Here is a 23,318-nt window from a genome sequence, read left to right on the forward strand (position 1 = left end):
ATCGTTTGGAAAAGACGACAGATGAGAAATCAGAGAATACTGGGGCATTTCAACGAAAGTGCCGAATTGAAAAAACAGGCGGCTGAAGTGTTGGCCGGTCCGATCGCGAGTGCGGCCGAACTGATGTTTTCGGTTCTCTCGCAAGGCAACAAGATTCTGGCATGCGGTAATGGCGGATCGGCCGCCGATTGCCAGCATTTCGCGGCCGAACTGGTCGGGAGGTTCGAGCGGGAAAGACTGTCTTTGCCGGCGATTGCGCTGACGACGGATACTTCCATACTGACGGCGGTAGGAAACGATTACAGTTTCGGGGATATTTTCGCCAAGCAGGTACAGGCGTTGGGACAGCCCGGCGACTTGTTGCTGGCGATTTCGACTTCCGGCAATTCAGGCAATGTCATCTCGGCGATCAAGGCGGCACACGACAGGGAAATGCATGTCGTCGCGCTGACCGGCAAGGGAGGCGGAGCAATCGGAACCGTGCTGAATGATGCCGATGTGCATATTTGTGTGCCGCATGACAGGACGGCACGGATTCAGGAAGTGCATTTGCTCGTTATTCACTGTTTGTGTGACGGTATTGATGCAGCGTTGTTTGGGGAGGATGTGGATGAATAAGCAAGGTGCAGGGGCCGTCTGGAAACGCAGGCTGGTTACCCTGATCGCGGGAGGCGTGATGGTTTGTTCGCTGTCGGCCTGTGTGCCGGTCATGATGGCAGGAGGGGCCGTCAGCGGTTCCATGGCGGCGACCGATCGAAGAACACTGGGGGCACAGACGGAGGACAAGGTGATTTTGCTCAAGGGCGAAAATACAGCCTCTAACCTTGTCGGTGACAAGGGACATGTCAACGTGACCAGTTTCAATCGCAAGGTATTATTGACGGGAGAAGTCCAGAGTGAAGCGATGAAACAGGCCGTCGGCAATGCGATCGCACAGATTGAAAATGTCGAATCGGTCGTCAATGAACTGGTGATCGCGGCACCGTCCAGTTATACATCGCGTTCCAATGATGCCATGATTACCGGCAAGGTCGCGGCAAGTTTCGTCGATGACAAGCAGTTGTTCTCACAATCGCTGAAAACGGTTACGGAACGGGGGACGGTGTATCTGATGGGGTGTGTGACGGAAGCGGAAGGTAACCGTGCCGCGCGTGTGGCCAGCGGTGTCAGCGGCGTGCAACGTGTCGTCAAGGTGTTTGAATACATTTCCGAACAGGAACTGCAACGGCTCTCGACCTTGTCGGCACCGAAAAATACTGAGGAAAACGCTCCCGATACGGTCGCGAAGTGACATGTGGTATCCGGATCTGCCGTGCAAGGCGGCATGATCGGGTACCGGGAGCGACGGAATCATGTGCCGACTTTGGGGAGCAGGGTCAGGACGGCGTTTCTGACGTCGTCCAGTGTCGGCACCTCGTTTTCGCCTCCCAGACTGATGACATTGGGTGACCAGTCGCAGCAGGTGCGCCAGCGTGGAATATTGCAATAAATCTGGACAGTCGGCTTGTCGAAAGCTGCAGCAAGATGTGACAGTCCGGTATCGACACCCACAATAAAGGCAGCCTTGCCGGTGAGTGTCACCATATCGGTGATGGTCAGGCGTGGCAATACGGACGCACCCGGAATCGATTGCGCCAGTACCTCCGCGTCTTTCTTTTCATCTGGCGATCCCCATGGCAGCAAAATACGCAGCCCGCTTCTGGCAAGCAAATGTCCGACTTCCGTCCAGCAGGCATGTGGCCATTTCTTGGAAGCGCGGGATGTGCCGTGGAAAAAAACCGCATACGGGTGTTCAGGCAACCATTCTGGCGTGACATCAGGTGTAACGAGACCGAAATCAGGTGGCGTGTCCAGTGTATAGCCCAGTGCTTTGGCGATGACCTCCCGGCTTCTGGTCACGACGTGGATATGCTTTTCGACAGAAATGCTTTGGTCATGAAAAATGCGGGATAACGGTTCATAACCGGATCCGTCAGTCTTGTGTGCCAGACCGATCTTTTTGCCACCTGGGACGGTCCGGGAAAAGCCCAGGACAATGCCGGTTTTGATCAGCCCCTGGGTGTCGAAAACGTAGTCGTATGACTGTTTTTTCAAATGGTTCAGAAAACGTCTGAATTCCTGCCGTGTTTCGGATGAGAATACATGCTTGCGCCACCGTCGCAGTGCGAACGGGATGACATCGTTGACATGCCTGTTTTGCCGGACGAGACCGACATAGGGTTCCTCGACGACCCAGTCGATGACGGCATCGGGATAATGGCGGTGTATGTCTGCCAGAACCGGCAGATTGTGAACTACGTCGCCAAGAGAAGATACCCGAACAATCAGAATACGCATAAATCGGTCCAGCCAGATTGAAAAACAGCATTAAAGCATAATTCCCGTTTCGGTAATAATGCAATGTAGAGGAATATCGTTTTCTTCCGTTTCGAATTCGGTTTTCAGGCAGGAATAGGCGACGCCGATGGTATGCGTACCCGGATGGGCGGCCAGCGTCCTGTCGAAAAAGCCGCCGCCGTATCCAAGACGGAAACGGCCGGAAGTATAACCGACACAGGGAATCAACAAGGCTTCTGGCATGGCGACCGGTTCCTGTTTTTCCGGAATCAGTACGTTATATGCTCCTTTGACGAGTGCGTCACCCGGTTGCCAGCGCACGAATTGCAATGGCTGGTCGCGTGCAGGCGTGATGGGGAGCGACAGGGAGACTTTCCGTGACAGTTCGGTGTACAGTCCGGACAGATCCGGTTCGTTGCGGATGGGCAGATAGACGCCTACCGTTTTGAACGGGTGGTTTTCCAGATAGCGCAGAATATGCCTGCTGATGGCGCGGTCGAAGTCGAGGTGCAGGGAGGCAGCCAGTGATTTCCTGATTTCGAGCAGTGACTTGCGCAATGATTTTTTGGATACGTCCGGTGTCTGCCGGTCATCACGCAAGGTATTTGGGTCTGGTGGTAAACTCATAAGATAAAGAATAATCGATATGCAATAAAAAGAGGTGCCTATGGTTGCGAAATTCAGGAATATCGTATGGCTGGTTTTAGCATTCGCCGTGTTTCCGTGCGCCGGTGCATCTTTGGATACATCTTCAGCACAGGATGAGGCGTTCAGACAGTTGAGAGATGCCGCGCGCAAGGGTGATGCCGTACGTGCGACAGAACTGGCCGCCAGTCTGCGCGATTATCCCGTTCCTTCTTATGTCGATTATTATCTGCTCAAATCGGATTTGCGCAATGCCGATGAAACGCAGGTCGATGCCTATTTGTCGCGATACAGGGATACAGCCATTGCAGACCGCTTGAGAAACGACTGGTTGCTGATACAGGGACGTCAGCAGAACTGGGCGAGTTTCGACCGGCATTATCCGCAATTTGTGCTCGACGACGACATGCAGGTCAAATGCTATGCCTTGATGTCCAGAGCGGACAAGGGAGAAAATGTCGCCGGTGATGCACGTATCCTGCTGACGCTACCGAAAAAATATGGAGAAGCCTGCTATGCACTCGTTTCCGATCTGGCGGAAAAAAGGCAGTTCGGTGACGATGACATCTGGTACCAGAGTCGTTTGGCATCCGAAAACAATCTGACGACACTGGCGACGCGTATCGCCACATTGTCAGGTGCCGGGAGCGCCGAAGTATCCAAAGCCATGGAATTGCCGGCAACCATTCTGGAACAGGGTCCAGGCAACGACAGGATGTCGCATGAAGTGTATTTGCTGGCACTGGGACGGATGGCCAAAAAAAATCGGGAACAGGCGGCGAGGTATCTCGAGGAGGCATTGCCGAACCTGAGCGAAAAGGAGCAGGCCATCGGCTGGTCGCTGATCGCTCTGCCGGCCTCGATTGCCTTGTCGCCCGATGCACTGGAATACTGGCAGAAAGCGTCCCGTGCGGATATCGTGATGTCCCCGTTCGCTCATGAATGGAAAGTCAGGACGGCATTGCGTCGGCAAAACTGGCCGCTCGTTCAGGAATGGATCGCCCGGATGCCGGCTTCGCTGCAAAAAGAACCGTCATGGGTTTACTGGAAAGGGCGTGCGTTGCAGGCACAGGGACAGCGTGACAAGGCGAACAAACTGTTTGCGACGATTGCGGGACAGCACCATTTCTACGGACAACTGGCGCAGGAAGAACTGGGACATAAAATACAGGTTCCGGCTCATCGTGTGACGTTTAAGGATTCCGAGATGAAAGCCATGTCCGGAAACCAGGGATTTTTGCTGGCACAAAAGTTTTTCGGAATGAACTGGCGTTTTGAAGGGATTCGTGAATGGAACTGGCAGCTACGCAAAATGGATGAGCACCAGTTGCTCGTGGCGGCCGAATATGCCAGAAAAGTGAATTTGCTCGACAGAATGGTCAATACGTCGGACCGGACGAAAAACGAAACCGATTTCACGCAACGCTTCCCAGCGCCTTATCAGGAAATCGTCGAACAGGCGACAGGCGAACTGGGGCTGGATATGGCATGGACATATGGTCTGGTCCGCCAGGAATCCCGTTTCGTGATGAATGCCCAATCGTCGGTCGGTGCGTCGGGTCTGATGCAGGTCATGCCCGCGACGGCGCGGTATGTCGCCAAAAAAATCGGACTGACGGATTACCGCTATGGCAAGATCAACAGCCTTGAAACCAATATTTTGCTGGGAACCAATTATCTGAACATGGTTCTGAACGATCTGGACGGTTCGCAGGTATTGGCGACAGCGGCTTACAATGCCGGTCCGCGCCGCCCAAAAAACTGGCGTTCGACGCTCGTCAGAACAGTGGATGGGGCAGTGTTCGCGGAAACCATACCATTTACGGAAACGCGGGATTATGTCAAAAACGTCATGTCCAATGCGACTTATTATGCAGCACTGTTCGAAAAGCGCCCACAATCCCTGAAAGCACGGTTGGGATATGTCTCACCATGAGATATTTCAAAACCATTTATAATTCAGAAATAGAGACACGCAGCAAAACAGAAATGGGTAAATGGTTTTTCCGGCCGCAAAACGGCTGGATACTTGATGTGAGTGAAAAAGACTTATGAAAATATATACCGTTGGCGGAGCTGTGCGTGATGTCATTATGGGGCGTCCTATACATGACAGCGATTTCGTGGTCGTCGGTTCTACGGTCGAGGAAATGCTGTCTTTGGGATTCAAGCCGATCGGCAAGGACTTCCCTGTTTTTCTGCATCCCGAAACACGTCAGGAATATGCGTTGGCCAGAACAGAGCGGAAAGTGGCGCCGGGATACAAGGGATTCATTTTCCATGCGTCACCGGATGTGACGCTGGAAGAAGACCTGTTGCGTCGTGATCTGACCATCAATGCCATGGCCATGTCCGAAGACGGGGAATTGATCGATCCGTTCGGCGGACGGAAAGATATCGAGGCGAAAGTCTTTCGCCATGTATCGGACGCCTTCAGTGAAGACCCTGTCCGGATTTTGCGTCTGGCGCGTTTCGCCGCCAGATTCACCGATTTCACGGTCGCGCCGGAAACCATGGATTTGATGAAAAAAATGGTTGCATCCGGCGAAGTGGATGCGCTTGTTCCGGAACGTGTCTGGAAAGAGTTGTCGCAGGGGCTGATGGAGGAACAGCCATCACGCATGATCATGATTCTTCACGAATGCGGCGCGCTGGCACGGCTTTTCCCGGAAATCGAAGCGTTATGGAACGTTCCGCAGCCTGAACAGTATCATCCGGAAATTTATGCCGGAAAACATACCATGCTGGCGCTGGATTATGCGGCCCGGCAGAATTATCCGCTGACAGTCCGTTTTGCGGTACTGTTGCACGATGTCGGCAAGGGAACGACACCCGAAAACCAGTGGCCGCATCATCGTGCACACGAAGAACGCGGTGCGCCGCTGGTCGATAATATCTGTCGTCGGTTGCATGTTTCGAACATGTATCGTGACATCGCCGTCATGACCGCAAGGGAACACGGCAATATCCGGCGCAGTTCGGAATTGCGTTCCAAGACGGCTGTCATGGTGCTGGAACGTTGCGATGCATTCCGGCGTCCTGACCGGTTCGTTGACGTCATCAATGCGACGGAATGCGATTTGAGGGGCCGCAAGTCGGATACGGTCAGCTTCGAGAATATTCCGTTCCCGCAGCGTGAATACTGGATGATGGTGTTGAATGCAGCCCGCAGTATCGACGCATCGGCGATCATCCAGTCGATGGATGATGCATCCGAGGAAATTCCGCGCGTATTGCACAATGCACGTGTCGATGCGGCTGCCGATGCAGTCAATGCCATGCGCTTCGGAACGATCAAGAAAGTCGGCGTCGGCAAGACGCCCGCATCCTGACCGTTCAGGAACGGGATTTCCCGTGCACCGGGGGACATTTCAGCCGAAAAAGGAGAGCATGCAAGAAAATCCTGTTGTTTTCATCAAGGAACTGTCCGAACGGGATCGTCCTTTCATGCTCAATCATTTTCTGGGCCTGAGTGCCGCAGACCGGCGTTTGCGTTTCGGAGCAGCGTTGCCGGATGAGGCGGTGACGCGTTATGTCCAGAGTATCGATTTCACGCGCGATACGGTTTTCGGCGTGTACGAAAGTACATACAGTCTTGTCGGTGTCGGACATCTCGCTTTTCTGGATCCGGCAGCATTGCCTGCACTGGATGGGGAGCGCAAACATCGGGTGGCCGAATTCGGCGTTTCCGTGTCGGCCCCCATGCGTCGCAAAAACGTCGGAACCAAATTATTTGATCGTGCGGCCATTCATTGCCGCAACAGGCACATCGATACCCTGTATATTCATTGTCTGGCGTCAAACAAACCCATGTTGTGCATTGCCGAGAAGGCAGGTATGCAAATCCACAAGGATCATGGTGAGGTGGATGGTTATTTGCACTTGCCGGAACCGGATTCCGAGAGTGTCCGTCAGGAACAAGCCGAGGAACGGGTTGCATCCCTTGATTATGCGTTGAATGGAAGGATCCGGCATGCTGTCGGTTGGCTCAGGAATCTGGTACGGCAGGAAACGGCAACATAACCCCGTTTTGTTAGTGACAATGCATTGTGAAGCCAGATAGCATCAGGATATCTGTATCCGACATAGATAACGGACAAGGCGAATCTGGCGCTTTGCAAGATTCGCCTTGTGGCAGAAACTAGAGGATGCAGGTTTCATGACAGGGTGTTTCCGAGAATGTCGGCGAGCAATATTCTTCTGATGAAAAATGTGCCGGTTTCTGTTCAGATCGGTTGACATGAAGCTGGAAAATATCCAGTCTCTGATACGAGCCGACAATATCATGAATGCCTTTCAGAGCGATTTCTCTTGAGATATCGATATCTGCATAAACAATACCCTCTTTTCCGACAATCGGTTCCGATGCGTATTCACCATCAGGACCGACAATCATGGTGGCTGCCGGACAGGCGTTTTCCAGAAAGGTGCGCAAGGTCTCATTATCGCCGGCTACCTGATTGATGGCGTCTTCATCAAGTACACCTGACGACGCAATATTAAAAACCTTTCCCTCGAAGGCGTGTGATGCTGCTCTGACATGAATGACATCTTTCATATTGTATCCACCTGAAATATTGGATTGGCGCATGGTGGGCCAGCAAGGCGGATAGGTAGAAATATGTACCTGTTCACCTTGTGCCACCATACTGTATCGTGCCAGCGTATTGGTGTTTTCTCCACAAATCAGCACACCCAGTTTTCCGATTTCCGTATCATGTACCAGCAGGGATGAGCCGTCGCCAAAGCTGTGCACCAGTTTTTCAGCCCAGGTTGGCATGATCTTCCGGTGCTTGCCGATCAGGTTGCCGTGATCGTCGAATAACAGATTCGTATTCCACATGGCACCCATACTGTAATCTGACTTTTCGGTAACGCCGATTGAAAGAAAAACATGATATTTTCTGGCAAGGTTCGCCAATCTTTCAAAAGCGACGCTTTTGACATCCAGAGCGTTTTCGTACAGTCGTTTGAAAAGTGGATGCTGGTCTATCGGAGCCTGTACCAGACACCAGACAGGAAAACAGGGAATGAAAGATTCCGGAAAAACAACCAGCTTTGCACCCTGTTCCGTAGCTTCTTGCAGCAAGGTTTCCACTTTGTCGATAGTCGCTTCGCGATTTAGGAAAACGGGAGCAGCCTGAACAGCAGCTGCCTTGAATACAGGATAAGTATCGCCACTCATTTTTCATTCCTTTCTTTATTCAGCGCCCAGTCCGCTATGGGAACGGACGGACAGTTCGACATATTTCTGTTCAGCAGCTTTGTCAGCCGTTAGCAATGACGCGATAACTGTGATCAAAAAACCTAGCGGAATGGTCACAATGCCCGGGTTGTTTAACGGAAAAACAGCATCACCCCCCATGATGGATGGACCGGTCAATACAGCGAAAAGAGAAATGACCGTTCCGCCGATGATGCCGACCAATGCACCTGTTGTCGTCAGTTTTTTCCAGTACAACGCCAGGATAATCGTTGGCAAATTGACAGTTGCCGCGATAGAAAATGCCAGGCCGGAAAGATACGCTACGTTCATATGCTTTAATGCCAGCGAACAGATAATGGCGAGAATACCAATCGCAATAGCAGATATCCGGGCGGTTCTGATTTGTCCGTGATGATCCTGAATACCGTTTTTCACGACTTTGAACCAGAAATCGTAAGAAAAAGCCGTTGATGCTGCGATGCAAAGTCCCGAAACGGTTGCGATAACCGTAATGAAGGCAATGGAGACAATGAATGCCATGAACAGTTCTCCTGTAAACGAACCTTCACCTCCTGCGACGAATCTTGCCAGCATCGGGGTTGCCAGATTGCCGCCGGGATCCATCGCGTAAATCGCAGCTTTGCCGACCAGTACGGCGGCACCGAGACCGAAAATGAACGTGATCATGTGAAACATGCCCATAAACAGCATCGTCCAGAGCGCACTCTTTTGTGCCTGTTCCTTGGATTTGACTGTAAACAGGCGCATCAGGACATGTGGCATGGCAGCTGTACCAAACAACAGGCTCAGGCCCAATGAATATCTTTCAACAGGGTTTTTGAGCCAGCCGCCTTGCTGAATCCATTTTTCTCCCAGTTCCGGAGAATTGACGACAGCATCGAAAAGGTTGGAAACGCTGAAATCAAAGTGAGACATAGTCAGCCATGCCAGCAGATAACCGGCTGCCAGCAACAGAATGGCTTTGAGCGACTGAATCCATGTGGCAGCCATCATGCCGCCCAGCACCACATAGACGATCATCAAACCACCGACGACCAGAATACCGACCGTATCTGAGATGCCGAACAAAATCTTGCTTAATGCACCGGCTGCGACCATTTGCGGAATCAGATAAGTCAGGCTGACGATAAATACCGTGACCGCGACAGCCGGACGTATCGATTTCTGGTTAAGCCGATAGGATACGATATCAATGAAAGTATATTTCCCGGAGTTGCGGATGACCTCTGCAACCAGAATCAATACCACGAAAAACGAGGCGAACCAGCAAATCGAAAAAATTTCACCGTCCAGCCCGTGAAATGCGATCAGACCCGCAATCCCCAGAAAGGCGCCGGACGCCATGAATTCTCCGGCGATTGCCAGACCGTTTTGCCATCCTGGAATATCGCCACCGGCAGCATAAAAATCTTTATCGGTTCTGACTTTCTTGGCCGCTCTGGCCGTTACGATCAATGTTAGTGCAATCAGAACCAGAAAAACGATAACCGATAGAATATGCATGATTGTTATCCTTTCGTGGAATATGTTCTGACAACCTGATCTTCATACGGATAAACATGCGCTTTTGTGTAGCATGTAAACCAGATTCCCAGAATGCCGGTTAAAGGAAACAAAGACATTACAAAAAGAAAACCCAGATCAATCCGTCCGAAAATTTTCAGATTGCCTATATTTGGAAAAATGCCTTGCACGGAAAACAGGCATAAAAAAACCAATGTGAAAAAAGTCAGAAGTGGAATGACAAATTTCAGACGATTGTTTTTGGCTTTTTTGAACGCGATAGAATTAAATGCACCTTGCCAGTCAATAACTTTTTTCATTTCGATTCTCCCTATCTAATAGTTTTTCGTAGAGGCCATCAGTACAAATTAGGGCTACAATGCTGTTTTTCAGAAAGTTTTTCCGGACTATGTCGGAAATTACCTATCCTTTTGGCAAGACAGTCCCGACAAGAGATGCGGCAATAATCGTGCCAGATGTTGCTTGGCTGCGTATGCCGTTACCTTACGTGCTGAATCACGTCAATATCTGGCTGATCAAAGACAGCGATGGATGGTGTGCGGTCGATACCGGTGCGACTTGTGCAGTTGGCATACAAGTCTGGGAAAACAGTTTGCGGACATACCGTCTTGTCAAACAGGTCGTAACCCATGCGCATCCGGATCATGCCGGAATGGCCGGCTGGCTGGAAAAAAAGACAGGTGCTTCCTTGTGGATGACGCATGGCGGATATCTGTCTGCGCTTGCACGTTTGAACCAGTGGGGAAATTATTCGGTCGGCGCGATGGTACATCTTTTCCGTATGCACGGACTGGATGAAAAACGGCTGGATATGCTGGCTTCATATGAAGGCGCATACCGGCGTGATTGTCCTTTTTTGCCCGCTACCTTTCATGGTCTGCGTGACGGCAGCGATATGGTGATCGGTGACGATGTCTGGGAAGTGATGACCGGTTACGGACATGCAGTGGAGCATGCCTCGTTTTATTGCAGGAAGAAAAAGCTGCTTTTGGCAGGCGATATGCTGTTGCCCAGCATTATCACCAATATTCCGGTCGCGCCTGCCAATCCGGAGGACGATCCGTTACAGGATTTTCTCGACTCGATACGGCGTTACCGTGATTTACCCGACGATGTACTCGTTTTGCCGGCGCACGGCCGTCCGTTTACCGGAATCCAGGCGCGCCTTGATTTTCTGGAATCCTATCACCGGTCGCGAATCGGGAAAGTTTTGTCGGTATGCAGCATAGCCTGTACGGCTCGCGATATCGTGCCGGTATTGTTTGAAAAGGGAATGGACGAAGTCCATCAATGCATGTTTGCCATGGGTGAGTCAATCGCTTACCTGAATCATCTGGAAAAACAGGGAAAACTGGCCAGACAGGAGCGGGAAGGAGAGATCCGTTTTGTCAAAGTCTGAAAAATCGGCCGGCAATTTTTTGCCGGCCGACAAATTCAGATGCCGAACAGATGCAGGATGTAGGGGGTGAGCAAACCGGTCAATGTACCGTTGACGATCAGCCCGAGACTCGAATAGACGCCAAGTTTGATGTTTTTGTCCATGGCGTGCGAAGTGCCGACGGCATGGGCGGCTGCGCCCAGTGCCAGTCCTTGTGCGATCGGACTTTTCACACCGACCAGTCGCAGGAATTTCAGCCCGAAAATCGCCCCCAGAATACCGGTGATGATGACAATGATCGCCGTCAGGGACGGAATGCCGCCGGTCAGGCTGGAGACTTCCATCGCGATAGGCGTGGTCGCCGATTTGGGGGCCAGCGAAATGGCGACATCCATGCTGGCGCCCAGATAATGCGCGATCAGAAAAGCCGATACGGCACCGACAATACATCCCACAAGCTGGCAGGCCATGATCGGAACGGCCTGTTTGCGGATTTGTTCGATTTGCTGATAAAGCGGGACACCCAGTGCGACGATGGCCGGTTTGAGCAGGAATTCGATATATTTTCCGCCGGCATAATACGTTTCATAGGAAATATCACCCACTTTCAGAATCAGGATGATCAGAATGATCGCTACCAGAATCGGGTTCAGTATGATGGATTTGAGGCGTTTCTGTAACAGTTGTGCGCCCCAAAACAGCCCCACCGTCATGGTGACAGCAAACAGTTCACTATGCAGAAAGTCACTCATAGTATTTTACGGATAATTTGATAGGTCCAGCCGGTGGCTGCCAGAACAAGCAGCATACTGATCAGTGTGGCAGCGACGATCGGGATCAGCTGTGCCTGAATAATGCCGAGATACAGCATCAGGGCGACGCCGGGCGGAACGAAAAACAGTCCGAGATGGGACAACAGAAAATCGGAAAATCCCTTGACCCATTCAAGCTTGACAAGACCGGTCTTGAGCAGGAAGGTCAGAATCAGCATGCCCAAAAGCGATGAGGGAAAATGAATATGGGTCACGTGAACGATCAGTTCTGCAAGGGCAAGACACAGAAGAATAATGGAACATTGACGAAGCATTTGGATTCCTTGCGAAAAGCATAACAATGTGCACGCATACGATAGCACTATTCATGTTTTCCGGCAGCAGGGAATCAATGAGAAAATGTTCGGTAAATGTTAATGCAATGAACGGGATATGTCGGACCCCGGAATGTTTTGTTCCGAAAGCAGAAGGGCCAGCGCTTTTTCGCAATCCTTGCATCCTGCGAGCAGACCTTCATGGAACAGATCAAACGCTTTTTTGATGTCCTGTTTCAGGCCGTTTCCTTTTTTGTAGAGCGTACCGAGCCAGACGTAAGCCGGCAAAAAGCCCTCGGCAATGGCGCGTTGCATCAGTTGCAGCCCGGTTTGCGTATTGGTTTTGCCATGACTGCCGGTAATGAGGTGGTGGCCGAGAATGGCCATGGTACGTTCATCGCCGCAGTCGGCGACTTTCCATAGCCAGTCATGGGCCAGCTCGATATCCCGGGCGACATATTTGCCTTCGAAGTAAAGGTCGGACAAATGATTGCCTGCATTGAGATAACCGTCACGAAAAGCGGATACAAGTTTCTGCAATCCGGCATCGGCGTTCGGTATACAGCCTTCACCCTTGAGCAGCATCATTCCGACAGTCGCTCTGGCAGAGAGAACGCCATGTTCACCTGCATAAGACAGCAGTTCGAAAGCCTTTGATGTATCGGCCGGGACACCATAACCTGACTGGTATAGCCATCCCAGATTGGCATATGCCCTGGGTTCGCCCAGGGCGATCGCTTTTTCATACCAGCGAACGCCCTCGTCGAGATCCTGTATCACTGCAATACCCAGCGCGTGGATTTTCCCCATGTGGAACGTGGCGGCAGGATGATGCTGTTCTGCCAGTGACCTGATGCGTTCGATGGCGTTGAAATAGTTGACCGGGGTCAGCGATTCCGTATCCGTTTGTGTGTCGATCCGTGATTTTGCCTGTTCGAGAAATTTGGCATTTACCGGAGAATGGATGACATAGCAAATGAAATCGCCTTTTGCATTACTGGAACCGATTTCGGACCAGATAATGTCATCGATTTCGTCATCAGGGTGTTTTACTGTCATGCATGCAGCCTGTGCAGAACGGGATGGCTGTCCCGGTATGGCGGGAAATCAGAAGAACGGTCTGGGATCCTCTACCGAGATGCGATACTGGTATTTCAGATCGCTGTTTGCACTTGGCGGGAGCGGCATCAGGCCACGAGGATCGAGACGTACCTTGTACAGGGGAACAGGATCGGCGCCTTCTTTTTTATCCCATTCGAAAACGGCATATGGAATGCCGTCCAGATAGACCAGATCGACGATGACAAGTCCCTGCATTTCGCCGGCACGGGAAACAAGAGTGCGAATTTTTGATATTTCCATAAAAGAATTCCAGCTAGACAAATAATAAAAAGAATTTCGTTGAAACCAGACTAACGATAGCATGATATTGCAAATATTGTTATCCGGTTTGTGCGTTTCGGTGAAAGTCAGCTCAAAAAGAGGCAAGTCGTGCCAGTCGCAGGCTATACATTTTCTGCAAGTGTTTTGCCGATGGCGCGTCCTGAACAGACAGGGCAATCAGGGTTGCGGTCAATCCAGATTTTCGTCCATTCCATGGTCAACGCATCCAGAAGCCAGAGTGATCCTGCCAGTGACTGGCCGATACCTGCAGCCAGCTTGAGTGCCTCGGCTGCCTGCATGGTGCCGATGATGCCGACCAGCGGTGCGAAAACACCGACCTGTGCAGCCTTGATATCTTCGAAATGCTGGTCTTCCGGAAACAGGCAGGCATAGCATGGAGAATCCTGTCGTCGCGGATCGTAAACGGATATTTGTCCGTCGAATCCGACGACGGCACCGGAAACGAGCGGTTTGCCCAGTGTCATGCAGGCACGGTTGATCGCAAGGCGTGTTTTGAAATTGTCGGTACAATCCAGTACGACATCGGCAGCACCGACCAGTTCCGCCAGGCTGTTTTCATCGACTCTTTCAGTAACGGCGACAACATCGACAGTCGGATTGATTTGCCCAAGCGCGATTTTGCCGGATTGCGCCTTGTTCATGCCGATCCGGTCGGTGGTGTGAAGGATCTGGCGTTGCAAGTTGGTCAGATCGACCTGGTCATCATCGACCAGCGTGATTTTTCCGAATCCCCCGGAAGCCAGATACAGGGATGCGGGTGAACCGAGACCACCTGCACCGATGACGAGGGCATGGGAAACCGCAATTTTCTCCTGTCCGGCCTCACCGAGGTCTGACAGGAGAATATGACGGGCATAACGCTGCCGTTGTTCGTCATTCATCATTTGCCGTCAGCGGGTTTTTCCTGTTTGTTTGCCGGAGCGGCATCCTTGTTTTCCACCTTTTTGTCATCGGTTTTTTTGTCATCGGTTTTCGTCTTTGACAGTTTCACCGGCTTGCCCTTCAGGTGGTTGATGGCCTGCATCAGCTGGAAGTCCTTTTTCGTACCGTATTCGATAGGTTTGTAGTTTTTGGCGTTTTCCAGCAATTTCAACTCGTCTTCCGTATCGAGGCGATCTTCCTGTTTGACTTCTTCATCACCGTTGGTCAGATGTTTCGAGAGATCCGCTTCACGGATTCTCAGTCCGTTGATACCATCGCCATCTGCCGTTTCGTCCACCATCAGATCGGGAACAATACCTTTTGCCTGAATGGAGCGACCGCTCGGTGTGTAATAACGGGCTGTCGTCAGCTTGACTGCGGTATCTTCGGAAATCTGGCGAATGGTCTGTACCGAACCCTTGCCGAAAGTCTGCGTTCCCATAATGGTCGCGCGCTGATGATCCTGCAAGGCGCCTGCCACGATTTCGGATGCCGAGGCGGAACCGATATTGACAAGAACCACCATCGGAACCGTCTTGATCTGCGCAGGCAGCTTGGCCAGCGGGTCGTTGATGGTTCTTCCTGCATAGTATTCGGGCCGGGCGTAGAATTTCGCTTTCGATTCAGGCAACTGTCCGTCGGTAGAGACGATCAGCGAATCACGTGGCAGGAACATGGCGGCGACACCGACGGCGCCTGGCAGGATACCACCCGGGTCATTGCGCAAATCGAGTACGATGCCCTTGATATTCGGATCCTTGGCGTAGATCCGGTTGATATGGGTAACGAGATCGTCGACCGTCGGTTCCTGGAACTGCGCGACACGCAGCCAGGCATAACCGGGTTCAACGATTTTGGATTTGACGCTTTTTACCTGGATTTCCTCACGAACCAGCGTGATGATGATCGGTTTCGTGACGTTCTTGCGCGCAATCGTCAGGGTGATTTTTGTGTTCGGTTCGCCGCGCATTTTCTTGACGGCTTCATCCAGCGACAATCCCTTGACGGAAGTGTTGTCCAGTTTGGTAATGAGATCGCCCGGCTTGATGCCTGCGCGATAGGCTGGCGTGTCCTCGATCGGCGAAATGACCTTGACATAACCGTCTTCCATGCCGACTTCAATACCCAGACCGCCGAAACGGCCCTGTGTACCTTCTTTCAGCTCCTGAAAAGCTTTCTTGTCGAGATAGGCGGAATGGGGATCCAGAGACGAAACCATGCCCGATATGGCTTCCGTAAGCAATTTCTTGTCTTCCACCGGTTCGACGTAATCCGATTTAATCAGGCCGAATACGTCTGCCAGCTGGCGCAATTCATCCAGCGGCAAGGGCGCGGTCTGTTTTTGCGCCATGGCAGAAAACTGGATCGAGGCCACGACACCGACGACGATGCCAAGCCCTACCAGCAGGATGTTCCGAAATTTGTTACCCATGTATCACCTTATCCAGTCGAGAGGATTATAGGCACGCCCATTGTGCCGCACTTCGAAGTATAACCCGGTTTCCGTATTCTCACCGCTGTTGCCGGCGCTTGCAATGGTATCCCCGGTCGACACATTATCCCCGACCCGTCTGGAGAGGGATTGTGCATTGCCGTAAATGGTCATGTACTGGTTGCCGTGATCGATAATGATCAGGTTGCCGAATCCCCTGAGAAAATCGGCAAAGACGACACGGCCGTTTGCGACGGCATGCACCGGGGCACCCGATGATGTTTTGATGAAAATGCCTTTCCAGCTTGGGCCGTCCGCACGTTTCATGCCGTAACGGGCAGTGATCGTACCGGATACCGGCATTCTCAGGTGGCCGCGCATGCGGCCGAACGCGCTGGTCGTGTCGGGACGATAGGGAGCTTCCCGTACGGTTTCCGTTTCATCACGTGTTACGCGGGTTTTGCCGGAAGATTTTTTGCGTGCGGCCTGACGTTGTTCGGCCTGTCGTCTTTCCGCAGCCTTGCGTTGGGCCTCGATGGCACGATTAAGGCGGCTGACCAGTCCGGCCAGGCGTTTTTCATCCTGTGCCAGTCGTTCGGCTTCTTTTTTCTGTGAAGCCAGTTTTTCGGAAAGTTGTGCAAGCAGAACAGCGTGCTGGGCTTTTTCCTTTTCGAGAATGTTTTTTTGTTTGTTTGTCTGGTTGACGATTTTTTCCAGTTCCTGCCGGGTACGGTTTGTTTCCATCCGTTTGGCATGGAGGGTGTCCAGATTGTCGCGTAACGACTCGATCAGCTTCGCATAGGCGATGGAGAAATAGTTCATATACTGCAATTCGCGGCTGATGCGGTTGGGGTTGTCGCCCGAGAAAAGCAGTTTCATCCGGTTTTCGCCACCTGAGATGTATTGCTGTTGCATGATTCCTGCAAGCTGGCGTTGTTGTCTGGCAACGACGGCCTGGAGCTGTGCGTGCTCGGATGAAAGTCGGGAAAGTCGGTCTTCTGTCAGATTTTTTTGCTTACCGAGTTCCGACAGCGAACGTTCCGTCGATGAAATGGCTTTTTCCGATTCCGCCAGTTCTTCGGCTGCCTTGCCCTTGGCTTTTTCGGTACGGGTGATTTCCTTTTTCAGGGTGTTCAACTGACGATGCAATTTCTGCTGTTCGGCTTCGGCGGCCTGTTTCTGGCGGGTCTTGCTTTGTGTGGTGGTGCCGCGTTGACGAACGACGCGTTTTGTTCCCGTCTTCCGGGATGTCTTTTTCTGTTTTGCAGAAGTTTCCGGGGTTTTCGCTGCCTGTGCGGCAGGAAAAGTCGCAACAGTAAACGCCAGCAGAAAAAAAAGAAAGAAAATCTTTTTCATGCGTCATGCGGGGCAGAAGCATGGCTTCTGCCCATCAATTACAAAAGCTGTTCCATCAGCTGGCATTGCCTTGTGCCGCCACTTCCTGCAACGCTTCGGCGATCTTGTCGGGGTCGCCCAGATAGTAGTGGCGAACCGGTTTGAGATCGTCATCGAGTTCGTAAACCAGCGGTTGACCGGTCGGTATGTTCAGCAAGGCGATATCCTTGTCGCTGATATTGTCCAGTTCCTTGATCAGGGCACGCAAACTGTTGCCGTGTGCAGCGACCAGAATGCGTTTTCCTTTCCTGATTTCCGGAGCGATCGATTCGTTCCAGAGTATCTTGACCCGCGCAACGGTATCCTTGAGACTTTCCGTAAGCGGGATCTGGTCTCTGGAAAGGGATGCGTAGGCCGGCTCGTTATAAGCGGTTCGCGGATCATTCGGCAGTAATGGCTCTGCAGCCACTTCGTAGCTTCTGCGCAACATGTGAACCTGATGTTCACCATATTTCCGGGCGGTTTCCGCCTTGTTGAGTCCCTGGAGGGCACCATAGTGGCGTTCGTTCAGGCGCCAGCTGCAAACGACCGGTACCCACATGGCATCCATCTCGTCGAGTACAATCCATAGCGTTCTGATCGCTCTTTTCAATACGGATGTATAGGCCATATCGAATTCAAAACCGGCTTCCCTGAGAATGCGACCGGCTGCGCGTGCCTCATTTTTGCCCCGTTCGGTCAGATCGACATCAGTCCAGCCTGTAAACCGGTTCTCATGGTTCCAGATGGATTGACCGTGCCGCATGAAAACTATTTTATGCATAATCGAAACGAAAATAAGTTATACCGAATGTCCCGTGTCTTTCTATTTTATAATGTATCGGTTTGTTATCGTTGACTTCTGCAGGATAAACCCGTGAATTTTATTAGAGACAACATTTTTCTTATCTGTGTGGCACTGTATTGTATCGGTGCACTGGTCTGGCCATACATCCGCAAGGGCGCGAAAATCACCAATTCCCAGGCCACCAAGATCATCAACAAGGGCAAGACGGCCATTATCGATATCCGTGACCAGAAGCAGTATCAGGCCGGCCATATCCTGAACGCCGTGCATGTGCCGTTGACCAGTTTGCAGGAACGTATCCAGAAACTGGAAAAATTCAAGGGACAACCGATCATCATCGTGGACGAATCCGGCAAGGAATCGGACAAGGCCGCTTCCATCCTGAAAAAAGAGGGATTCAGCCAGATCAATATTCTCAAGGGCGGTATGACAGGATGGGTCGGTGAAGGGTTGCCCGTGACCAAATGAAATGAAAGGGGAACAGTCATGACAGTTCGCGTGGTGATGTACAGCACGAAAGTTTGTCCCTATTGCATGATGGCCGAGCGATTGCTGAAATCGCGTGGTGTATCGGATATCGAAAAAATCCTCGTCGATGGCGACGACAATCTGCGTGCGGAAATGATCGAAAAAACCGGTCGTCGTACCGTTCCGCAGATTTTTATCGGCGAAACCCATGTGGGAGGATTCGATGATTTGTCCGCGCTGGACAAGGCAGGCAAGCTTATGCCGCTTTTGCAGGCCAGCTGATCGTTTTTTGTTATTTTTTCCGGAGTAATTATGTCATCCGAGGTTTCTCAACCCGTTTTCCAGATCCGGTCGGTCTATCTCAAGGATATGTCGCTGGAACAACCGCATTCTCCAGCCATTTTTCTCGAAAAGAAATTGCCGGAAATCGATGTGTCTATCAATGTGGGGTTCGAGCCCCTGGCCGAAACCACTTATGAATCGACGGTCACGGTGACGGTGACGGCCAAGATTGGCGAAAAGACCGCCTATCTGGTAGAAGGCAAACAGGCCGGGATTTTCGAGGTGCGCGGATTTCCGAAAGAAGCGATGGATCAGGTGCTGGCCATTACCTGTCCGACGATCATTTATCCGTATCTTCGTTCCAACATCGCGGACATGGTCATGCGAGCGGGTTTCCCGCCCATCCATCTGGCCGAGATCAATTTCGAGGCGTACTATCATGAACGTCTTCAGAGACAGAAAGCGCAAAACGGCAATCCGGCGGCGGGGCAGGATACCCTGGCATGATGGTGCTGTGTCCGTTTTCCGATGAGATGCCATGAATATTACTGTGCTGGGTGCCGGTGCATGGGGTACCGCGATGGCCATCAGTCTGGCCGCACGACATTCCGTCGTACTGTGGGGGCGTAAACACAGCGTCATTGTCGAGGCGAAAAAAACCGGACAGAACAGGGTCGGGTTGCCAGGTTTCACCTTGCCCGATTCATTGCAACTGACAGCCGATTTCAAAAGCGCCGTATCGCATGCAGCCGGGCCGGAAGGCCTGGTCATTATCGCCACGTCTGTGGCAGGTCTGCGTGAGGTGACAGGCAATCTGGCGGGTACTTCGGTCAGCAACCTGATCTGGTTGTGCAAGGGGTTTGAAGAAAATACCGGATTGTTGCCCAGTCAGGTAGTCGCAGGACTGGTTTCCGAACATGTCAATACCGGCGTATTGTCGGGCCCCTCGTTTGCGCAGGAAGTGGCAGCCGGTTTGCCGTGTGCGCTGACGATTGCATCGAAGTCGCCGGTATTGCGGAAAATGGCACTTGGCGCGATCAATGGCGGCAATATGCGCATTTATTCAAGCGACGATGTCGTCGGTGTGGAAGTCGGCGGTGCCGTCAAGAATATTCTGGCGATCGCGACCGGCATGTCCGATGGTCTGGAACTGGGCATGAATGCCCGTGCAGCGCTGATTACGCGGGGACTTGCCGAAATTACCCGTCTGGGAGTCGCTTTGGGCGGACGACTGGAAACTTTCATGGGACTGACCGGTATGGGGGATCTCATTCTGACCTGTACGGGCGATTTGTCACGCAATCGCAGGGTCGGTCTGGGACTTGCCAAGGGCAAGACACTGGAAACGGTCATTGCCGAACTGGGTCATGTTGCGGAAGGTGTGCGCTGTGCGCAAACGGTCCGGTTCATATCAGCCAGAGCCGGTGTGGAAATGCCAATTGCCAACGCGGTGGCCGGTATTTTGTTCGATCAGGTTTCCATCAGAAGTACCGTGTCGCAGCTGCTTTCGCGTCATGTACGTGACGAAACCGATACGTTGTACGGCAAACAGGCTGGCGGGCAATCCTGACGCGCTTTTCACGTCTGTGTGAATATGGCGCGGCAGGTCGGTTTCAACCGAATATACGTTGCCACAATGCCTTGACGGCATCGCTTTGTGTTTTGACACTTTCCGGAGCGACACGCGCCTGTTCTGCTCCCTGCATTCTGATCTGGTGTTGCAGTTTCCTGAATTCCCGATAAATGGAAGATACCGTTTCACCGGCATCTTTCGGGATCAGTCCCAGTTCGGCGCCTGTTTTCAGCAGCGCGATATTGCCGAAATTGTTGGTCAGTTCCGGATATTGCAGCGAATATTCCAGCACCAGATATTGCACGATGAATTCGATGTCGATCATGCCACCGGCATCGTGTTTCAGATCGAACTGGTTCGAACGGTTCGGATGCGCATCATGGATACGCTGGCGCATTTTGAGAATTTCGGCTTTCAGCCAGGCCGGATCGCGTGAACGGCGGAGAATACGGTTGCGCAAGTCTTCGAAACGGCTTCCGATAGATGTATCGCCGGCGCAGAAACGGGCACGTGTCAATGCCTGATGTTCCCATGCCCAGGCCGATTCGTTCTGGTAACGTTCGAACGAGTCGAAACTCGACACCATCAGACCGCTGGCACCGTCCGGACGCAAGGCGATATCGATATCGAACAGTACGCCGGCCGAAGTCGGGCTGGTCATCCAGGTAATGAAACGCTGCGCCAGACGTGTATAAAGCATCGGTGCGTCCGGATGGTCGTCTTCATACAGGAAAATCAGATCAAGATCGGACGCATAACCCAGTTCCTTGCCCCCCAGTTTTCCGTAGGCGATCACGGCAAAACGGGGGACTTCCCTGTGGCGTTTCGGCATGGCTTGCCAGACTTCGCGCAGCGTGGCTTCCACCATGATGTCGGCCAGTTTGGAAAGATGATCGGCCAGCCGTTCGACCGTCAGCGCACCGGCGAGATCCTGCGCCAGCAGTCGGAACAGCTGTGCATGATGTGTTTCACGCAGGGTATCCATCAGCAGTTCGGTATCGCCACGCTGGTTTTCGAGCTGGGTATCGAGTTCCGATGTAAAAGTTTCCCAGTCAGGAGGAGCAAGCAAGGTGCGAGCATCCAGCAGTTCATCGAGAAGGATGGGATGCTTCGTCAGGTAACGTGCCGCCCATTCGCTGGCATCGAGCATGCGCATCAGTCGTTGTGCCGCGGCAGGATATTCGGTCAAAAGCGACAGGTAGGCGGTGCGTCGTGCGATGGATTCGAAAAAGTCCAGCAAACGTCCAAGTGTCGCCAAAGGTTCATGGGCGCTTTCCAGCAGTTCGGGCAACAGCGAATTGACCAGTGCGATCAGTTTGGTACGGTTTGCATCCGACAGGGAGCGGATACGATTTGTTTTCCAGAATGACAACAGTCTTCGCGCACCGTTTGCAGGATCGGGAAAACCGAGAGTTTCCAGTTTCGTCTGCAGAAACTGGAGTTGTTCTTCTTCAGTCTGGCTGGACAAAAGCGGTTGCGGAATGACCGGTCGGGACTGGTCATGTGCGGATGATTTGTCGCTGAATACGGCATCGAACTGGCCGGATACGAAATCACGATGTTTTTGCAAGGTATCGAGCAGTTGTGCCGAATCGCTCATGCCCATCGTGTTGGCAATGATACGAAGGTCGTTTTCGCTGGATGGCAGCGAATGCGTTTGTGCATCGTCCAGATACTGGATACGGTGTTCGAGGTTTCGCAGGAAAGTATATGAATCCAGCAGCGCGTTGGCTGTCGGTTCGTCAAGCTGCCTTTTTTCGGCGAGAATGCGCAATATGTTGCGTGTTGACTTGTCCTGGAGCGCAGGATCACGGCCGCCACGAATGAGTTGGAACATTTGTGCCAGAAATTCGATTTCCCGAATACCGCCGCGCCCCAGTTTGATGTTGTTGCTGCGTTCAGGGTGCAATCTTTCCTGACGGATCACATCGGCACGGATTTGCTGGTGCAGGTTGCGGATCGCGTCGATAACACTGAAGTCAAGGTAGCGGCGGTAGATGAAAGGATGCACGATGCGTCGCAGTGTTTCGATATCTTCGGGGTTGCCGGTAATGGCGCGTGCCTTGATCCATGCATAGCGTTCCCATTCGCGTCCCTGTACGATCAGATATTGTTCGACCATACCGAAACTGGCCACGAGCGGACCGGATGCCCCATTGGGACGCAATGCCATATCCACCCTGAATGTGAAACCGTCTTCGGCGATTTCGGAAAGTGCGCCGATAAAACGTTTGCCGAGTCGTGTGAAAAATTCCTGGTTGGAAAGCAGACGTTGTCCGGGACGTGTGCTGACCGTATCCCCGTTTTCCGGATACACGAAAATCAGATCGATATCCGATGAGACATTCAGTTCACAACCCCCCAGTTTGCCCATGCCCAGGACGATCATTTCCTGCTTCTTGCCGGAATGCGCGCCGACCGGAATGCCGTGTGTATCGGCCAGTTCCTGATAAAGCGCGTCCAGATGGGTGCGGATGGCGAATTCGGCGAAATGCGTCATGGCACCGACGACTTCCGAAAGATCGGCAAGTCCCGACAGATCGCGTTCGATAATGGCGCAAATCAGCAGATTCCTGAGCCGGCGCATTGCCCTGGGAAGCGGATAACCGTTGTCGAGTTCCCGTTTCAGTAAGGTTGGCAGATCGGCGCGGTCAAGAGGTGACTGAATGAGTGCCTGTATTTGCATCTGACGTTTTTCGCGGTCGGCATTCAGCCAGTGCAGATAAAAACGGGAGGCTTCTTCGGCAGGAATGAGAGAGGGTTTCATATTTGTAATACTGCGTAAATGTCGTTTTGCGCAAAACGGACAATCGTTATTCTGGGCAATGGATTAAAAATCGGGATGACACTGTGGTATT

Annotated in this window: 24 protein-coding genes; 10 read left to right on the forward strand and 14 right to left on the reverse strand. The window is 52.1% G+C overall.

Translation table 11 applies throughout. The annotated features are described in order from the left end of the window. Positions 1–21 precede the first annotated feature (21 nt). Both NAI64_RS04145 and NAI64_RS04150 read left to right on the forward strand, forming a co-directional pair. A complete protein-coding gene (locus NAI64_RS04145; RefSeq protein WP_269298074.1) occupies positions 22–618 on the forward strand; it encodes a phosphoheptose isomerase in 597 nt (198 codons plus the stop codon). Further along, on the forward strand, positions 611–1,291 hold the full coding sequence (locus tag NAI64_RS04150; protein WP_269298075.1) for a BON domain-containing protein: 681 nt from the start codon (positions 611–613) through the stop codon (positions 1,289–1,291). The genes NAI64_RS04145 and NAI64_RS04150 overlap by 8 nt, the downstream gene beginning before the upstream one ends. Before the next feature lie 59 nt (positions 1,292–1,350). Here NAI64_RS04150 and waaC read toward each other — a convergent pair whose 3' ends face one another. Both waaC and NAI64_RS04160 read right to left on the reverse strand, forming a co-directional pair. Next, a complete protein-coding gene (gene waaC / locus NAI64_RS04155; protein ID WP_269298077.1) occupies positions 1,351–2,337 on the reverse strand; it encodes a lipopolysaccharide heptosyltransferase I in 987 nt (328 codons plus the stop codon). A 30-nt stretch (positions 2,338–2,367) separates the two neighbouring features. Further along, positions 2,368–2,964 (reverse strand): 5-formyltetrahydrofolate cyclo-ligase, encoded by a 597-nt coding sequence (locus tag NAI64_RS04160; protein WP_269298080.1) that lies wholly within the window; start codon positions 2,962–2,964, stop codon positions 2,368–2,370. A 40-nt stretch (positions 2,965–3,004) separates the two neighbouring features. Between NAI64_RS04160 and NAI64_RS04165 the strand changes: the two genes are divergently transcribed. The 3 genes from NAI64_RS04165 (at position 3,005) to NAI64_RS04175 (ending at position 7,005) form a co-directional block, all read left to right on the forward strand. Next, positions 3,005–4,918 carry a lytic transglycosylase domain-containing protein gene (locus NAI64_RS04165; RefSeq protein ID WP_407946908.1) on the forward strand — a complete coding sequence of 638 codons (1,914 nt, stop codon included), beginning with the start codon at positions 3,005–3,007 and terminating at the stop codon, positions 4,916–4,918. A 115-nt stretch (positions 4,919–5,033) separates the two neighbouring features. Further along, a complete protein-coding gene (locus NAI64_RS04170) occupies positions 5,034–6,314 on the forward strand; it encodes a multifunctional CCA addition/repair protein (RefSeq protein ID WP_269298083.1) in 1,281 nt (426 codons plus the stop codon). Between the two features lie 58 nt (positions 6,315–6,372). Beyond that, positions 6,373–7,005, forward strand: a complete 633-nt coding sequence (locus NAI64_RS04175) for a GNAT family N-acetyltransferase (RefSeq protein WP_269298085.1) — start codon at positions 6,373–6,375, stop codon at positions 7,003–7,005. Positions 7,006–7,123: 118 nt separating this feature from the next. On the opposite strand, the gene NAI64_RS04180 is transcribed toward NAI64_RS04175, so the two are convergent. The 3 genes from NAI64_RS04180 to NAI64_RS04190 are packed head-to-tail and all read right to left on the reverse strand — an operon-like array spanning position 7,124 to position 10,032. Beyond that, complete coding sequence (locus tag NAI64_RS04180; protein ID WP_269298087.1) at positions 7,124–8,167, reverse strand: carbon-nitrogen hydrolase family protein; 1,044 nt, start codon at positions 8,165–8,167, stop codon at positions 7,124–7,126. 15 nt (positions 8,168–8,182) lie between these two features. Beyond that, positions 8,183–9,712, reverse strand: a complete 1,530-nt coding sequence (locus NAI64_RS04185; RefSeq protein WP_269298089.1) for a solute symporter family protein — start codon at positions 9,710–9,712, stop codon at positions 8,183–8,185. A gap of 5 nt (positions 9,713–9,717) precedes the next feature. Then, positions 9,718–10,032, reverse strand: coding sequence for a hypothetical protein (locus tag NAI64_RS04190; RefSeq protein ID WP_269298090.1), 315 nt, complete (start codon positions 10,030–10,032; stop codon positions 9,718–9,720). Between the two features lie 149 nt (positions 10,033–10,181). On the opposite strand from NAI64_RS04190, the gene NAI64_RS04195 reads away from it, so the two are divergent. Beyond that, positions 10,182–11,132 carry an MBL fold metallo-hydrolase gene (locus tag NAI64_RS04195; RefSeq protein ID WP_269298091.1) on the forward strand — a complete coding sequence of 317 codons (951 nt, stop codon included), beginning with the start codon at positions 10,182–10,184 and terminating at the stop codon, positions 11,130–11,132. A gap of 35 nt (positions 11,133–11,167) precedes the next feature. Here NAI64_RS04195 and NAI64_RS04200 read toward each other — a convergent pair whose 3' ends face one another. From NAI64_RS04200 to gpmA, 8 genes are all read right to left on the reverse strand, one after another. Next, positions 11,168–11,863, reverse strand: coding sequence for an LrgB family protein (locus NAI64_RS04200; protein ID WP_269298093.1), 696 nt, complete (start codon positions 11,861–11,863; stop codon positions 11,168–11,170). Beyond that, positions 11,860–12,198, reverse strand: a complete 339-nt coding sequence (locus NAI64_RS04205; RefSeq protein ID WP_269298095.1) for a CidA/LrgA family protein — start codon at positions 12,196–12,198, stop codon at positions 11,860–11,862. The genes NAI64_RS04200 and NAI64_RS04205 overlap by 4 nt, the downstream gene beginning before the upstream one ends. Positions 12,199–12,297: 99 nt before the next feature. Continuing rightward, positions 12,298–13,257: a tetratricopeptide repeat protein gene (locus NAI64_RS04210; RefSeq protein WP_269298097.1), complete on the reverse strand. Its 960-nt coding sequence runs from the start codon at positions 13,255–13,257 to the stop codon at positions 12,298–12,300. 48 nt (positions 13,258–13,305) lie between these two features. Next, positions 13,306–13,560: a hypothetical protein gene (locus NAI64_RS04215; RefSeq protein ID WP_269298099.1), complete on the reverse strand. Its 255-nt coding sequence runs from the start codon at positions 13,558–13,560 to the stop codon at positions 13,306–13,308. A gap of 143 nt (positions 13,561–13,703) precedes the next feature. Continuing rightward, complete coding sequence (locus NAI64_RS04220; protein WP_269298101.1) at positions 13,704–14,483, reverse strand: HesA/MoeB/ThiF family protein; 780 nt, start codon at positions 14,481–14,483, stop codon at positions 13,704–13,706. Next, a complete protein-coding gene (locus NAI64_RS04225) occupies positions 14,483–15,955 on the reverse strand; it encodes a S41 family peptidase (protein ID WP_269298103.1) in 1,473 nt (490 codons plus the stop codon). The genes NAI64_RS04220 and NAI64_RS04225 overlap by 1 nt, the downstream gene beginning before the upstream one ends. A 3-nt stretch (positions 15,956–15,958) precedes the next feature. After that, positions 15,959–17,311: a murein hydrolase activator EnvC family protein gene (locus tag NAI64_RS04230; protein WP_269298105.1), complete on the reverse strand. Its 1,353-nt coding sequence runs from the start codon at positions 17,309–17,311 to the stop codon at positions 15,959–15,961. 55 nt (positions 17,312–17,366) lie between these two features. After that, positions 17,367–18,113 carry a 2,3-diphosphoglycerate-dependent phosphoglycerate mutase gene (gene gpmA / locus NAI64_RS04235; protein ID WP_269298106.1) on the reverse strand — a complete coding sequence of 249 codons (747 nt, stop codon included), beginning with the start codon at positions 18,111–18,113 and terminating at the stop codon, positions 17,367–17,369. A gap of 93 nt (positions 18,114–18,206) precedes the next feature. Here gpmA and NAI64_RS04240 point away from each other — a divergent pair, with 93 nt between their 5' ends. Genes NAI64_RS04240 through NAI64_RS04255 form a run of 4 tightly spaced genes read left to right on the forward strand, consistent with a single transcriptional unit; the run spans position 18,207 to position 20,457 of the window. Next, a complete protein-coding gene (locus tag NAI64_RS04240) occupies positions 18,207–18,605 on the forward strand; it encodes a rhodanese-like domain-containing protein (protein WP_269298107.1) in 399 nt (132 codons plus the stop codon). Positions 18,606–18,623: 18 nt separating this feature from the next. After that, entirely contained in the window at positions 18,624–18,887 is a 264-nt protein-coding gene (grxC, locus tag NAI64_RS04245) for a glutaredoxin 3 (protein WP_269298108.1), read from the forward strand. A gap of 30 nt (positions 18,888–18,917) precedes the next feature. Further along, positions 18,918–19,394, forward strand: a complete 477-nt coding sequence (gene secB / locus NAI64_RS04250) for a protein-export chaperone SecB (protein WP_269298109.1) — start codon at positions 18,918–18,920, stop codon at positions 19,392–19,394. A 31-nt stretch (positions 19,395–19,425) separates the two neighbouring features. Beyond that, positions 19,426–20,457 (forward strand): NAD(P)H-dependent glycerol-3-phosphate dehydrogenase, encoded by a 1,032-nt coding sequence (locus tag NAI64_RS04255; RefSeq protein WP_269298111.1) that lies wholly within the window; start codon positions 19,426–19,428, stop codon positions 20,455–20,457. 43 nt (positions 20,458–20,500) lie between these two features. Here the strand turns inward: NAI64_RS04255 and glnE are convergent, their stop codons facing one another. Continuing rightward, positions 20,501–23,227, reverse strand: coding sequence for a bifunctional [glutamate--ammonia ligase]-adenylyl-L-tyrosine phosphorylase/[glutamate--ammonia-ligase] adenylyltransferase (gene glnE, locus NAI64_RS04260; protein WP_269298113.1), 2,727 nt, complete (start codon positions 23,225–23,227; stop codon positions 20,501–20,503). Between the last annotated feature and the right edge of the window lie 91 nt (positions 23,228–23,318).

The organism is Oxalobacter paeniformigenes, from assembly GCF_027158465.1.
In the GTDB taxonomy this organism is placed as follows: domain Bacteria; phylum Pseudomonadota; class Gammaproteobacteria; order Burkholderiales; family Burkholderiaceae_D; genus Oxalobacter; species Oxalobacter paeniformigenes.

What these genes read in the sequence shown, in the direction of transcription:
- NAI64_RS04145 (WP_269298074.1), top strand. Translation starts at nt 22, where the DNA reads ATGAGAAATCAGAGAATACTGGGGCATTTCAACGAAAGTGCCGAATTG.
- NAI64_RS04150 (WP_269298075.1), top strand. Translation starts at nt 611, where the DNA reads ATGAATAAGCAAGGTGCAGGGGCCGTCTGGAAACGCAGGCTGGTTACC.
- waaC (WP_269298077.1), bottom strand. Translation starts at nt 2,337, where the DNA reads ATGCGTATTCTGATTGTTCGGGTATCTTCTCTTGGCGACGTAGTTCAC.
- NAI64_RS04160 (WP_269298080.1), bottom strand. Translation starts at nt 2,964, where the DNA reads ATGAGTTTACCACCAGACCCAAATACCTTGCGTGATGACCGGCAGACA.
- NAI64_RS04165 (WP_407946908.1), top strand. Translation starts at nt 3,005, where the DNA reads ATGGTTGCGAAATTCAGGAATATCGTATGGCTGGTTTTAGCATTCGCC.
- NAI64_RS04170 (WP_269298083.1), top strand. Translation starts at nt 5,034, where the DNA reads ATGAAAATATATACCGTTGGCGGAGCTGTGCGTGATGTCATTATGGGG.
- NAI64_RS04175 (WP_269298085.1), top strand. Translation starts at nt 6,373, where the DNA reads ATGCAAGAAAATCCTGTTGTTTTCATCAAGGAACTGTCCGAACGGGAT.
- NAI64_RS04180 (WP_269298087.1), bottom strand. Translation starts at nt 8,167, where the DNA reads ATGAGTGGCGATACTTATCCTGTATTCAAGGCAGCTGCTGTTCAGGCT.
- NAI64_RS04185 (WP_269298089.1), bottom strand. Translation starts at nt 9,712, where the DNA reads ATGCATATTCTATCGGTTATCGTTTTTCTGGTTCTGATTGCACTAACA.
- NAI64_RS04190 (WP_269298090.1), bottom strand. Translation starts at nt 10,032, where the DNA reads ATGAAAAAAGTTATTGACTGGCAAGGTGCATTTAATTCTATCGCGTTC.
- NAI64_RS04200 (WP_269298093.1), bottom strand. Translation starts at nt 11,863, where the DNA reads ATGAGTGACTTTCTGCATAGTGAACTGTTTGCTGTCACCATGACGGTG.
- NAI64_RS04205 (WP_269298095.1), bottom strand. Translation starts at nt 12,198, where the DNA reads ATGCTTCGTCAATGTTCCATTATTCTTCTGTGTCTTGCCCTTGCAGAA.
- NAI64_RS04210 (WP_269298097.1), bottom strand. Translation starts at nt 13,257, where the DNA reads ATGACAGTAAAACACCCTGATGACGAAATCGATGACATTATCTGGTCC.
- NAI64_RS04215 (WP_269298099.1), bottom strand. Translation starts at nt 13,560, where the DNA reads ATGGAAATATCAAAAATTCGCACTCTTGTTTCCCGTGCCGGCGAAATG.
- NAI64_RS04220 (WP_269298101.1), bottom strand. Translation starts at nt 14,483, where the DNA reads ATGAATGACGAACAACGGCAGCGTTATGCCCGTCATATTCTCCTGTCA.
- NAI64_RS04225 (WP_269298103.1), bottom strand. Translation starts at nt 15,955, where the DNA reads ATGGGTAACAAATTTCGGAACATCCTGCTGGTAGGGCTTGGCATCGTC.
- NAI64_RS04230 (WP_269298105.1), bottom strand. Translation starts at nt 17,311, where the DNA reads ATGAAAAAGATTTTCTTTCTTTTTTTTCTGCTGGCGTTTACTGTTGCG.
- gpmA (WP_269298106.1), bottom strand. Translation starts at nt 18,113, where the DNA reads ATGCATAAAATAGTTTTCATGCGGCACGGTCAATCCATCTGGAACCAT.
- grxC (WP_269298108.1), top strand. Translation starts at nt 18,624, where the DNA reads ATGACAGTTCGCGTGGTGATGTACAGCACGAAAGTTTGTCCCTATTGC.
- secB (WP_269298109.1), top strand. Translation starts at nt 18,918, where the DNA reads ATGTCATCCGAGGTTTCTCAACCCGTTTTCCAGATCCGGTCGGTCTAT.
- NAI64_RS04255 (WP_269298111.1), top strand. Translation starts at nt 19,426, where the DNA reads ATGAATATTACTGTGCTGGGTGCCGGTGCATGGGGTACCGCGATGGCC.
- glnE (WP_269298113.1), bottom strand. Translation starts at nt 23,227, where the DNA reads ATGAAACCCTCTCTCATTCCTGCCGAAGAAGCCTCCCGTTTTTATCTG.